The sequence below is a fragment of the Pseudomonadota bacterium genome, from assembly GCA_039033415.1.
Taxonomy (GTDB): Bacteria; Pseudomonadota; Gammaproteobacteria; order Xanthomonadales; family SZUA-38; genus JANQOZ01.
The window spans coordinates 45990-59281 of sequence record JBCCCR010000007.1 but is presented as its reverse complement, the minus strand read 5'-3'; the positions used below and the strand labels follow the sequence as shown (position 1 = coordinate 59281).

9 protein-coding genes are annotated in these 13292 nt (G+C 57.2%); 8 read left to right on the top strand and 1 reads right to left on the bottom strand.

Translation table 11 applies throughout. The features are described 5' to 3' along the window. Positions 1 to 269: 269 nt before the first annotated feature. From AAF358_07225 to AAF358_07195, 7 genes are all read left to right on the top strand, one after another. Entirely contained in the window at positions 270 to 2489 is a 2220-nt protein-coding gene (locus tag AAF358_07225; GenBank protein MEM7705324.1) for a TonB-dependent receptor, read from the top strand. Positions 2490 to 2546: 57 nt separating this feature from the next. Continuing rightward, the gene (locus tag AAF358_07220; GenBank protein MEM7705323.1) at positions 2547 to 3383 is read left to right on the top strand and encodes a M55 family metallopeptidase; all 837 of its coding nucleotides are present in this window, start codon (positions 2547 to 2549) and stop codon (positions 3381 to 3383) included. A 112-nt stretch (positions 3384 to 3495) separates the two neighbouring features. Continuing rightward, positions 3496 to 7188 (top strand): CocE/NonD family hydrolase, encoded by a 3693-nt coding sequence (locus tag AAF358_07215; GenBank protein MEM7705322.1) that lies wholly within the window; start codon positions 3496 to 3498, stop codon positions 7186 to 7188. A gap of 19 nt (positions 7189 to 7207) precedes the next feature. Further along, positions 7208 to 7999, top strand: a complete 792-nt coding sequence (locus AAF358_07210; GenBank protein ID MEM7705321.1) for an enoyl-CoA hydratase/isomerase family protein — start codon at positions 7208 to 7210, stop codon at positions 7997 to 7999. A gap of 13 nt (positions 8000 to 8012) precedes the next feature. Next, positions 8013 to 8978, top strand: coding sequence for a 3-keto-5-aminohexanoate cleavage protein (locus AAF358_07205; GenBank protein ID MEM7705320.1), 966 nt, complete (start codon positions 8013 to 8015; stop codon positions 8976 to 8978). Between the two features lie 3 nt (positions 8979 to 8981). Then, positions 8982 to 9761 carry a TIM barrel protein gene (locus tag AAF358_07200; protein MEM7705319.1) on the top strand — a complete coding sequence of 260 codons (780 nt, stop codon included), beginning with the start codon at positions 8982 to 8984 and terminating at the stop codon, positions 9759 to 9761. Beyond that, positions 9758 to 10666, top strand: a complete 909-nt coding sequence (locus AAF358_07195) for an NAD(P)-dependent oxidoreductase (protein ID MEM7705318.1) — start codon at positions 9758 to 9760, stop codon at positions 10664 to 10666. The genes AAF358_07200 and AAF358_07195 overlap by 4 nt, the downstream gene beginning before the upstream one ends. On the opposite strand, the gene AAF358_07190 is transcribed toward AAF358_07195, so the two are convergent. Beyond that, positions 10650 to 11771, bottom strand: coding sequence for a DUF1611 domain-containing protein (locus tag AAF358_07190; GenBank protein ID MEM7705317.1), 1122 nt, complete (start codon positions 11769 to 11771; stop codon positions 10650 to 10652). The genes AAF358_07195 and AAF358_07190 overlap by 17 nt on opposite strands. A gap of 156 nt (positions 11772 to 11927) precedes the next feature. Here AAF358_07190 and AAF358_07185 point away from each other — a divergent pair, with 156 nt between their 5' ends. Beyond that, entirely contained in the window at positions 11928 to 12947 is a 1020-nt protein-coding gene (locus AAF358_07185; protein ID MEM7705316.1) for an amidohydrolase family protein, read from the top strand. Positions 12948 to 13292 lie beyond the last annotated feature (345 nt).

Below are 13292 nucleotides of genomic sequence, written 5' to 3'. Positions count from 1 at the left end.
CGTGCGCCGACTGACGGGGAAGATTGGGTTCTGGTGTTGTGAAAGCTTTTTCGGACGGTTTGGCCGATAGCCATGATCAATTCGCATGAAACTATACATCGTACAGGTGTGCTGCTAGTATCGCCTATACGCTGTATAGATGAAGTCAGGAGGGTGACGGCATGCGAACTCACAAACACTGGTGTTCAGGAGCATTTTCACTGACGGCGATGGCACTGGTTTTTCCAGTTCCTTCAGCTTATGCCCAAGACGACGCAACCGAGCCTGGATTGATTGAGGAGGTAGTCGTTACAGCAACCCGTCGGGCCGCATCGGTTCAGGATATCTCGCTCTCGGTCACCGCCGTAACCGGCGCCCAGCTGGAAAACATCGGCGCCGATAATATTCAAGATTACTATCGGATTATTCCCAATATGGCAGTCGTCGATCGAGGGCCCGGCGGACGTCAGTACTCAATCCGAGGGATTTCGTCCGGGATCGTCAGTCAGGGGGCCGCTACTGTCGGCGTCTATATTGATGAAATGCCCATATCTGCGACTGGGTTTCAGCCGGACCTTTCGGTATACGACCTCGAGAGGGTCGAAGTATTGCGCGGACCGCAGGGTACGTTGTTCGGGGAGGGCTCGCTAGGCGGCACCGTGAGAATGATTACACCCTCGCCAAGTACCGAAGGCTTCGACGCTGATATCTCGCTGGATTTCTCGTCGACGAGCGAGGGCGGAAACAACAGCGCCGTAAACGGAATGGTCAATCTACCGCTGTCTGACAACGCGGCACTGCGATTTATCGGTTACTACCGTGATCTCGATGGCTTTATCGACCGTGTCCCAAACCCTGTGGGTATCGACTTCGATTTCGGCGCAGCCATTGGTGCCCCCGGGGCCTTCCAGCCTCTGCTGAACACGGGACCGATCAGTGGTGAGGAGGACATCAACGGTGAACAGACGACCGGCGGCCGCCTGTCATTGCTCTGGATGCCGACCGACGATCTCGAGGTGAAGCTCAGCTACCTCGATCAGCAGTCGGAGTTCGACGGTCGAAACGTGGAGAACGCGGCGCTGGGTGAATTGGAGTCGAATTTTATTCTCGACGAGCGGGTTGACGATGACCTCGACCTGACAAATCTGACGATCACCTACGACCTGGGATGGGCTTCGCTACTGTCGTCGACCTCCGTGTATGACCGCGAACGAACGATCGTTGCTGACACCAATTTCCTTGGTCTTAGCCTACCCATACCCGTTCAGCTCGCGGGTACCGCAACGGTCACAACCGAATTGCAGGATCAAGTGAGCCAGGAACTGAGGCTAACCTCCTCGAGTGATGGCCGGGTCAACTGGACGGTCGGAGCCTTCTATCTCGACAAGGACAACGGCTTCGAACAGATTGTCGTCGATGAATTCGATTACTTCGTTAACTGGACCAATATCTTCTTTGAGAGCATTGTCGGCTTTTTCCCTTCGCCGCCGTTTCCCATCACCAGCCCTAATCAGATTCTGGATCAGACTGGGTCAAACGAGGAAACGCAGTTTGCCTTCTATGGCGAGGTTGACTACCAGCTTAACGACGCATGGACGGCAACGGTCGGCGCTCGATACTACGACTATGAAAAGACCGACAGCATCGTCAACAACGACATCAACATCGTTGGGCTCGGTTTGTCCGATGGGACCTTTGATGCGGACGACTCCGGGACCAATCTGAAATTTGGCCTGAGCTATAATCCGCCGGAGACTGATTGGTTGGTGTACGCCAGTGCATCTGAAGGTTTTCGCATCGGCGGGACCAATCAGGCGCCTGGCATTCCCGAGGAAAACGTCACCTACGGGCCCGACTCGCTGTGGAACTATGAATTCGGCGCCAAGGCCACGCTCGCTGACGGCAGATTGCAGATCAATTCGGCGCTCTACTATGTAGATTGGAGCGATATCCAGCTATCGCTACCCTTTGGCTTTTCCTTCGCTGTGGCCAATGCTGGCGAGGCTCGAATCATCGGAGCGGAAATCGAAGTGGTGGCGAGACCGACTGAGAACTGGGACCTGGCGTTTGCCATTGGCGTCAACGACGGGGAACTGACAGAGGACGCCCCTGGCGCTGATAATCCTGCGAATCCCAATCCGGGTTTTGACGGTGACCGATTGCCGGGCACACCGGACATCAACGCGTCGATATCGGCACAACGAAACTTCACGCTCGCTGGCAACGACGCCTTTTTACGGTTCGACTACACCTACACCGGCGACAGCACGACCACGTTCAATGAAAGCAGCGTCCGCGGAGGCGGGGAGTCGAGCTTCTTCGAGCTAGACTCCTATAGTCTTCTGAACCTCCGCTTCGGCGTCGATTTCGATCGGTGGAGGGGCACCATTTTTGTCGATAATGCGACCGATGAACTGGCTGAGCTCTTGACGGACAACGCGGCTTTTGTGACGCGCACAACGCGTAACCGGCCGAGAACGGTCGGCGTCAAACTCCAGTATGATTTCTAGGGTCGCCTAGCGCGCGGCGGACTGGCGAAGCGGCTGAATTCTCGACCGGGCCTAGACGTGAAGCTATATATCTCCGCAGATATCGAAGGCGTTGCTGGGGTCACCACCCGAGATCAGGGTGGCCCGGAGGGTTTTGAGTACGACAAGGGGCGCGAGTGGATGACCGGTGAGGTACGCGCAGCCTGCGAGGGCGCATCGGTCGGCGGCGCGTCGGAGATTGTTATCAGCGACTCTCACGGCAATGGTCAGAACCTGCGGATCGACGACTTGCCAGAAGATGTACGGGTGATCCGTTCCTGGCCACGTCCACTTGGGATGATGGAAGGGATTCAGGAGGGCGGCTTCGATGCTGCTTTTTTCATCGGCTACCACGCAGGTGCAACCAATACAGCCGGGAATCTCGCGCACACGATTTACGGACTGGTGATTCGGTCAGTACGCATCAACGGTGAAATCGCTTCTGAAGCCTACCTTTCGGCCGCCACGGCGGGTGACTATGACATTCCTGTTGCGCTGATCAGCGGTGATGATGCGTTTATCGCGGAAACGGCCGCCTTCCTACCGTCGGCGACCACGGTGACAACCAAGCAGGCCTTAGGAACATTGTCGGCATCCTCAATCTCGCCCACAAAGTCGCGGGCACTGATTCGAGAAGCCGCCCGACAAGCGATGACCACCGTCGCGGAGCCGGAATCATCGGCCAAGCCACTAAGGGTACCGGCGCCAATCACGCTCGAAATTGAATTCAAGCACCGGCTACCCGCGGAGCTCCTGGATTATCTACCCAACGTCAGTCGGCGCCATGCATATGCGATTGAATATGAGGCTACCGACATGAGCGATGTGAGCCGGTTCCTTTCGTTTGTAACCTCCTACAACCCCATGCTGTTGTAGCGCGGACGACACCAGTGATCTGCAGGATGCTCAAAACAGCAGCAGAGAGTGGGAGAACGTAGTGGCCGAGAGCAGGTTAAGTCGTGTTCAGTTACCGATTTGGGCTGCACTCTTGGCTGCGGTACAGCTTCTGAGCCCGCCTGCGCTCGCCGCCTCGAACTCAAGCACCTACGTGACGATGCCGGACGGGGTGCGTATTGCCGTTGATGTCTGGCTGCCCGGGCTATTGAACGAGGAGGTTGGTATCCCGGCAATCGTCGAGTTTACGCGTTACTGGCGCGCGACCGCCATGGACCCGCCTTCAGACAACCTGACCGAGGCACGGCGCCAGAGCCTAGCAGCGGGTTTTGCATTTGTGGCGGTTGACGTTCGCGGGACCGGTGCGTCTTTTGGATCGCGAGGAGCAGAATTCTCGCTGGCCGAAGCGCGTGACATGCCGCATGTCATCGACTGGATCGCCGCGCAGCCCTGGTCCAACGGCCAGGTCGCGTCTATGGGGATCTCATACGACGGCAACACCGCTGAAATGGCCAGCCTTTATCGCTCACCGGCTCTGATGGCCACGGTACCCCGATTTACTGATTTTGACTGGTATACCAGCATCGTGATTCCCGGTGGGCTGAAAAATGCCTACATCACCGAACGATGGGCGGCAGGTGCTAAGGCCTTAGATCGCAATGACGTGACAATTTTGGGCGATCTACGGGATTCCGGAGACGCGGAAAACCCAAAAGTATTGGGTGTCAAACCGGTCGACGACGATACCGATCAGCGGCTGCTCAAGCAGGCTACCCAAGAGCACGCGGCGAACCAATCACTTGCCGACAGCCTCAATAAACTCGTGTATCGAGATCAATACCCCAGCGCCCCGGATCTGGATGCAGATGGGGACATGGCCGTCAGTATTCACAATTTTGAAGCGGCGTTTGAGAAAAGTCCCGTGCCAGCCTACCACTGGGGAAGCTGGTTTGATGCGGGAACAGCAGCGGGCGTTCTAGCGCGATTCCAGTCATTTGATGTCCCGGCAAAATATGTGATCGGTGCCTGGAGTCACGGGGCAAATTTCGACGCCAACCCTTACAAACCCGAAGACTCGCCTGTTGACCCGAGTCTCGACGAGCAGTTCCAAGACATCTTCGAATTCGTGCGTGGTCAAATGACGGAAGGTGCAGATTCCCCGGCAAAAGAGCTCTCCTACTACACCGTCGGGGAGAACGCGTGGAAAACTACCGACGTTTGGCCGCCGCGTGGTCACCGCTTGGAACGTTGGTGGTTTGACGCCGATGGTGTGCTGTCAGTAACTCCTCCGGAGGCAGTTGTTGGGTCCGATCGCTACGCAGTCGACTTTTCTGCGGGGACCGGTCCGACGTCACGGTGGTCGACACAGCTTGGTGGTGGTGATGTCTTCTATGAGGACCGGTCAGTTGCCGACACTAAACTGCTCACGTACACCTCGGCGCCGCTGGAGCACGCGGTCGAGCTCACCGGGACAGCGTTGGTAACGGTTCAGGTCAGCTCGACGCATGAGGATGGCGCGCTCATCGTGTATCTCGAAGATGTTGATCAGACCGGTCACGTTCGGATGCTCACGGAGGGGCAGCTGCGGTTGCGGCACCGGTCGACACGAGGTGCAATCGATTCGGATTTTGGGCCAGCCCGAAGCTTTACCGAAAAGGACGGCAGGCTGCTGACGCCAGGCGAGACGACCACGGTTGAACTTGCACTGCTGCCGGTATCTGCACGGATCGATGCAGGCCACGCCATACGCATCGCTATTGCGGGCCATGATCAGGATACCTTTCTCCGAGTCCCTGTGGTCGGTGACCCGGTAATGACATTCGAGCGTAACGTTGAGCGAATGTCGTATATCGATCTTCCGGTGATCGAATCGTCGGCACCAACGGCTCCTGACCCAGTGAAAGTCGAGGCGTGGGCAGATGCGCTCTTCACCGAGGCGCTAGAGCGCAAGCGAATGTCGGGTGCCGTACTGACAATGGTGCAGCGAGGCAAAACCGTTTTGTCGAAAGGCTATGGTTTCTCCGACTATCGGACCGGCACGCCTGTCGATCCTGAGGAGACGCGTTTCCGCATCGGTTCAACGACCAAGACCTTCACCGCTTTGGCCATCGCCCAGTTGATGGATCAGGGCAGGATAGAAAGCCTTGATGATCCCGCAAACCGATACCTAAAGCGGCTGCAGTTGCCTTCGCCCGACGGTCGTGACATTACCCTCAAGCACCTGCTGACGCATACCGCGGGCTTCGAAAACCGCGTCTACAACATCGGCACGGACCGGCTTTACGAACTGCCGCTCTCGGCCGAGGAGATCAAGCGCTATGAGCCTTCCGTCGTCAGCCCGCCGGGTGAGTACAGTTCGTACAACAACTATGGCACGACGATGCTGGGGCTCATTGTTGAAGATGTTACGGGGCAGCGCATCGACGAGTACTTCAACGATCACATCTTCACTCCGCTCGGTATGACCCGCAGCGTCCTCAACATGTCGCCAGAGCCGACCGAGGGCTTGGGCACGTCTTATGGGTTCCTTCCGAACGGCGACGCGGCGGAAATTCCGCACCGCACGGTTCATCCATTCTTCGCGCCTGTGGGCGGCATCAACGCAACGGGCAACGATATGGCGCGCTACATGCTGGCTCAGCTAGACGCGGGTCGAAGCGACGACGCCATTCTCAGCCCTGCAACGTTTCGCACGATGCACTCACAGATTCGATCCAACCATCCGCTTTCCAGCGGCTTCGGGATGATCTATTTCACGTTTAATTGGGACGGACTTGATGCGGTGATTCACGGGGGCGATTGGCCCGGTACGCACTCGGGCATGGTCCTGCTTCCGCAGCTGGATACCGCGTTTTTCTTCTCCCTGCTGGCCGAGTATCCAGAAGTACCGTTGCTTGAAAGCATTACGGGGTCAGAACGCACCACGCCGAGTCCGGACGTTGTCGTGGACACGCCGCTGTCCAACCTTGGAGTGTTGTTCAATTTTAGAGAGACCTTTTTTGGTCTACCCGAACCGCCTCATATCTCTGAGGCCTCGACCACGGACCTTGAAGAATACGTCGGGAATTATGTTGGCCGATCCGCGGCCTTCAGCACGATGGAGCGTATGCTCAGTCTCACCAACCCCTTCAATGTCGTGAGTGTGTCCATCGACGATTCCGCCAGCGGTCTGATGATCAACGGCAAGGGTCCGTACGCGGCGATCGGCCCCGACGTATTCTGGAGTGATTCTCATCGCGAGGTGCCGTTGGATGGCCTGTTCCTCGACTCGCCTAGCTTCAGCTTTGCCCGAGACGATGCGGGCGACATCAGTTATCTCGTCCCGCGGGTTGGCTTCGACGTCTGGGTAAAATCGGGGCCCCTACAAAACCCACAAACCTACGGAAAAGCCTGGATCATCTTGCTGATGCTGGCCCTGACCGCTCTGATTGCTGTTTTCTATCCGCGCATCTCCGGTCGTCCGTGGGCGAAATGGCTGCCGCTGATGGTCTTGATCGGTTTGGTCGCACAGCCGCTGGTTCTGCTGCTCGGCTACGCGCCCGGGACAACCCTTACCGACGCGCTCTTTTTCGGACACGGTGGCCGCTTTACGCTTTTTGCCATCCTGGCAAATCTCATCGCGCTACTGGCCCTCGTTTTTGGCTGGTATGTGGTTCTTGCCTGGCGCGAGTCGTTTTGGAGCCAGGCAAGATTGGGTGCGGTACTTCGCTGCCACTACACCATTTTGGGTGTAGGAGCGCTGCTGTTCATTCCTGTTTTTGCCTTCCTTAACCTGCTCGGCCCCTAGGCAGCAAAGAGGTGGACGCGTGATTACCATCGATAAGGTCAGCCTGACAGCTGAAGCCGGAGTTGCGCTGCTATCCATCGACCGGCCCGCAAAGCACAACGCGTTCCTTGTTGAGACGTTGTTTGAATTAACCGATGCGATTGATCGCGCCGCGGCTGACGACGATGTAAACGTGCTCGTGCTGCAGGGCGGCGGCGGTAGGGTGTTTTCTGCCGGGATCGATCTGGCGAGCGGGCTTTTTGAAGATGCCGACAAGCTGACCGCGGTCATGCAGGAGTCAGTCTTGCCGTTGCTCGAGTCCATCGAGCGTAACGAAAAGCCGTTGATCGCCTCGGTAAGAGGTTTTGCCGTGGGCTTTGCGGCGTCGATTGTCTTGGCGTGCGACCTGGTTGTGATGGCGGAGGACGCGGAGCTACAGCTGGTGTTTTCAAAGCTAGGCATCGTGCCAGACGGTGGTGCCTGTTGGCAGCTTGTAAACAGGCTCGGCTACTCCAGAGCCCTTGACCTCGCCTTGGGTGGGCAGACTCTGGACGCACAAGACTGCCTGAGGCTTGGTATCGCTAACCGGGTTGTTCCGAGTGATGAGCTGGATGATGCGACGATGAATTGGGCGCGATCACTCGCTCAAGGATCATCGATTTCCCACATGCTTACCAAGTCGCTGATGCGTGATGCTTCGCGAGGCGCCAGCTATACGGAAGTTGCTGATCGAGAAGCGCAGGCCCAGGCTAAGTGTGCCGCCAGTGAGTACTGTGTCCGGTCGTATTCGAGCTTTCTGGACAAGCGTAGAGCTACCCCAAAACCCAAGTAATCAGGGAGATGCCATGAAACGTCGCGAGAAGGTCATTATTACCTGCGCCATAACCGGTGCGGCTCATACGCCGACGATGTCACCGCACCTGCCGATAACGCCTGAGCAGATTGCCGAGCAGGCGCTGGAAGCCGCCGAGGCTGGCGCCGCCATGATTCATTTGCATGCTCGTGAGCCCGAAGACGGATTTCCCACGAACGATACCGACATCTACGAGCAGTTTCTGACGCCGATCAAAGCGGACTGTGACGCCATTATCAATATAACGACCGGTCAACCGGACCGACAGATGGTGGCTGACGGCGACTCCACCGCGTTATTTCAAAGGCGTTTAGCTGCGCCCAAGCGATTCGAACCCGAAGTCTGTTCATTCAATCTCGGTCCGATGATCCCTGGCGTATGGGCGGTGGTTGATCGGTTCGAGGGAAAGTGGCTTCACGAATGGGAAAAGCCGTTCCTTGAGGCGACCAAGCACATCACGATGACCAACACGTACGCGGGCATGGAGCAGGTTGCGCTGGAACTGGGCCGTGATCGCGGGATCAAGTTTGAGTTTGAGGCGTTCGACATCGGGCAGCTGTACACGCTCAAGTACATGGTCGATCAGGGCTGGCTCAAGCCGCCGTATTTTATTCAGTCGGTGATGGGATTCCCGGGTGGACTGGAGGCAACGCCGCAACAGATCGTTCACATGAAGGAAACGGCTGACAAGCTGTTTGGTGACGACTATCACTGGTCGTGTCTTGCGGCCGGCAAAGATCAGATCGCGGCAGTAACGCAGGCCGCCTTGCTAGGAGGCCATGTTCGTGTCGGATTGGAAGACTCGTTGTGGTACGGCAAAGGACGATTGGCGAAGTCCAACGCCGAGCAGGTGCGTCGCATCCGTCGCATTCTTGAGGAATTGTCGCTGGAGATCGCCACGCCGGATGAGGCCAGAGCGATGATCGGGACCAAAGGCGCCGATCAAACCAAAATCTAAGGGATGCCGAGATTCGCCGCCAACGTCACGATGCTTTATCGGGAACTGCCGTTGCTCGAGCGGTTTGCCGCAGCGCGTGCTGACGGTTTTTCGGCTGTCGAGATCCTCTCTTCTGAAGGGACCGACATAGCCCTCCTGGGTACCGCCGCCAAAAGTGCCGGTGTTGACGTCGTGCTGTGCAATGCCCCTATGGGCGATTTTCTTGAAGGTGGTCCGGGCGTATCGGCGGTACCGGGACGGGAGGCGGATTTTCAAGCGGCTATGGGTCAGGCCATAACGATGGCGGTGACGCTCTCCTGTCCGATCGTGCACCTCGGCCCGTCACGAATCCCCACAAACGCTACCAAGAGCAGCTGTCTGGCAACACTTGTTCGGAATCTGGAGGCTGCCGCCGAGCTGTGTGCGGACCATGACATCTCAGTAACGATCGAGCCGATGAATAGGCTGGATAATGTGGACGTCTGCCTCAGCACGGTGGCCGACGCGCTGCTCGTGCTGGACGAAGCAGGGCAGCCTAACTCCGGCCTGCAGCTCGACGTTTATCACGTAGTGCGGATGGGAGATGACCCGCTTCAACACATTAAACGTCATGCGGCAAGAATCAGGCATATCCAGTTTGCTGACGTTCCTGGGCGGCAGGAGCCGGGCAGCGGTGAACTGGATTTCCAGCGGATATTCGAGACGATCGACAATGCCGGCTACGAAGGCTACCTGGGTGCGGAGTATCTGCCGAGTGGAATGACCAGCGATTCCTTTTCATGGTTTGAAGGATATCGGCAGTGAGTAAACCGTCGCTCGCTTTTCTCGGCCTAGGCATCATGGGTTTGCCCATGTGTGGGCATCTGCTAAATGCAGGCTATCCCGTCACGGTCTGGAACCGCACGCGTGAAAAATGTGCAACTCTGGCGGGTAAAGGGGCAGTGATCGCCGATACGCCTGCGGCAGCGGTCGACGGCGCAGACTTCGTTATTGCGATGCTCAGCACGGGGCCTGTGGTCACCGACGTGCTGCTGGGCCGTATGGCTGCGGCAGACCGCATGAAAGCCGGAAGTACGGTCATTGTCATGAGTTCGATCCCGGTTGAGACCGCTCGTACCCATGCCACCCAGCTTTCCGGCAAGCACATCAACTACGTTGACGCGCCCGTATCCGGTGGTGAAAAAGGGGCGATTGAAGCAAAGCTGACGATCATGGCAGGTGGGGACAAGGACGTTGTCGTGGGAGCGTCGCAGATTCTCGAAGTCATGGGCCGTTTGACACGCGTCGGCCCGATTGGGTGTGGACAGCTTGCCAAGCTTGCCAATCAGATGATCGTTGGCATCACGATTGACGCCGTGGCTGAGGCGCTACTGCTAGTGAAGGCCGGCGGCGGCGACATGGCCGCTGTGCGTCAGGCGCTGCTTGGGGGCTTCGCTGACTCAACCATCATGCGCCAACACGGCGAACGAATGATCAGCGGTGACTTCGCTCCGGGCGCCAAGTCTGAAGTACAGTTGAAGGACCTTCGGACTGCCCATGAACTAGCCGAGTCGCTTGGCCTGAGTTTACCCGTCCTGCGGCTGACCGAATCCTTGTTCGAGGCGATGTGTGACGCTGGACACCAAGAGCTCGACCACAGTGGACTGTTCCGTTACCTCTCGTTACTTCAGCACGAGTCAGCGAGCCAGGACCCTATAGGTTCTCGATGATCGCCTGACAGCCGGTGACCACCGGGTCCACGCAGGGCAGGGCATATCGTTGTGAGAGGTTGGTCAGGTACTCCTCTCGCTGATCGGCAGTGAGCTGCGACGTATTAACGCTGATACCCGCGCAACGGATGTCGGGGTTCGTCAGCCGGCCAATGTCGACAGTGCGTTGGATGACCTCGCCGATGGACGGTAGCGGCACATGGTCCCATCCCGCCATGTGTTCCCTGCCCGCAGCGTGGCAGACCACGAAGGCGTCGGGCTGCGAGCCAAGAAGCAGGCCATGAGTGACCGCAGCGTAGCCCGGATGAAAGATTCCACCCTGGCCTTCGATGACATCCCAATGATCATCTTCGTTAGCCGGTGACAACAACTCTGCTGCTCCGGAAATAAAGTCAGCCACCACGCAGTCGATCGGGATGCCTCTACCCGCGATCATGATCCCGGTTTGGCCTGATGCGCGAAAATCGGCGTTCATGCCTGTTTCCCGCATGTCCTTTTCCAGCTGCAGTGCAGTATATTTTTTGCCCAGGGCGCAGTCGGTTCCCACTGTGAGAATTCTTTGGCCAGACCTGGGTTTTCCACTGCCAACGGGAATATCAGCCGGCGGTGACCTTACATCGATGATTCGACTGTGTCCGCGCCGTGCGGCTTCGTTGATCTCATAAACGGAACTGAGTCGCGTGTGGAGGCCTGCGACAATGTCCAAGCCAGCGGCCGCGGCTTCGGCAAGCTTATTGATCCACTTGCTCTGAATGTCTCCTCCAACCTGGGAGGTGCCGATGATCAGCGTGCGCACGCCTGCGGCCTTCGCTTCCTCGATCGATAAATCAGGTAGACCCAGATCCAGTGTGTCTGAGCTTAGGCGCAGTTGGCCTCCACAGAGGGCTCGCCTCCAATCCACGATTCCCCGTCCTGTTTTGACGTAGGTTTCTCGAGTTTCGTCAGCCAGGAATAGGAGGTAGGGCGGAGTGATTTCGACAGTGTGCATCGGCGGGTTCTCATGGATAGTGGCCTTTGATGGCCCAGAGGCAAGGTTGTTTTTGGGTTCCGAAAATTCATCGACAAGGATTGCGATCCGGAATTTCGGGTCCGAGGATAGAGCCAAAAAAGACCCATCTGCAGAGCTAGCATAACAGTGTACAGTTGAGATTCGTAGCTCGATCGACAGCCAGCAGGAATAGTGTTGATAACCACTTGGTTCCGCTGTGCGTTTTCCCGATGGATGGCATTTAACAAATAACAAGATACCAAGAGAAAAGCCATGGAGACCTTCCGAGGAATGCTGCTAGCGGCGGTTTTCGGCGTGGGGGCGGCTGATGCCCAGCACCCGATCATCGACGTCCACGTGCACGCTAACCTGCCAACGGTTAACGGGCCAATTCCTTCGTTTATATGCGTTCCCCTGGCACCAAAGCTGCCGGCTCCCACCACCGCCAAAGCGTGGCCTATGCAGCTCATGGGCGTTACCCGAAATCCACAGTGCGACGACCCCATCCCCACGCCTGAGACACCAAAGAAGATGCTCAAAGCGGTCGTCGATGAGCTGGTGCGCAATAACGCGGTGGGAATCCTGAGCGGTCCGCCGGGACTCGTTAACGAATGGAAAGCGGCGGCGCCCGATCGCTTCATCAAGAGTTTGCAGCTGAACGTGATGCGCGATCCGCACACGGCTGAGCAGGCTCGCGAATTCTTTAAGGATGGCGGGTTCTTAGTGCTGGGCGAGGTGAGTAATCAGTACATCGGCGTATCGCCAAAAGACGACAAAATGATGCCGTTCTGGGCAATGGCGGAGGAACTGAACATCCCGGTGCAGATCCATATGGGAAGCGGCCCCCCGGGTGCTGCGGCGCTATACCCCGACTATCGTGTGGCCAACGGTAATCCACTTCTGCTGGAACCGGTGCTCGCCAAACATCCAGGGCTCCGGATTTCGATCATGCATATGGCCGAAGGCTTTAACGACGAGCTGATCATGATGCTTTGGACCTACCCGCAGCTTTATGTCGACATCGGCGGCATCATGTGGGGCAAAGGCACCGAGTACTTCTACCGGCAGCTAAAGGATGTTGTCGATGCTGGCTTCGCCAATCGCCTGATGTTCGGCGCTGACGCGATGAACTGGCCGGGCCTGATCTCGAAATCGATTGAGATCATGGAGAGGGCGGATTTTCTGACCGCAGAGCAGAAGCGAGACATCTTCTTCAACAATGCGGTGAGGTTTTTTGGTCTGGATCGCGCGGACCTGGAAAGACGGGCTTTGGGACATCCTGCCTCTTTATAAGCGCTTTGCGCTTAAGTATTAATTGATTGTCGCTGCCGTTAGCAGACTTCACGGCCAACCCAGCCGAAACAACCCATCCTGGTTTGATGCGGGTCGATTGACCCGCTAGCCATCCCTCAGATTTTTTGCCGATAATCCAACGCCTGAGTCCAACCGGAGACAGGTTACGCTCTCCATTGCCAGATTCGGGATCATGCGCCGCAAAAAGATCCCGATAGCCTGATCCGACCGCGGAAAAACGAATTCGTTGACACTTGCAAACCAGATTGATTGTGCTGCGTCCAAATGCCAGTGGACTGTAGTGGCCCATTCGGAATTAACGCGGTGATTGACGTAAATCGCTTA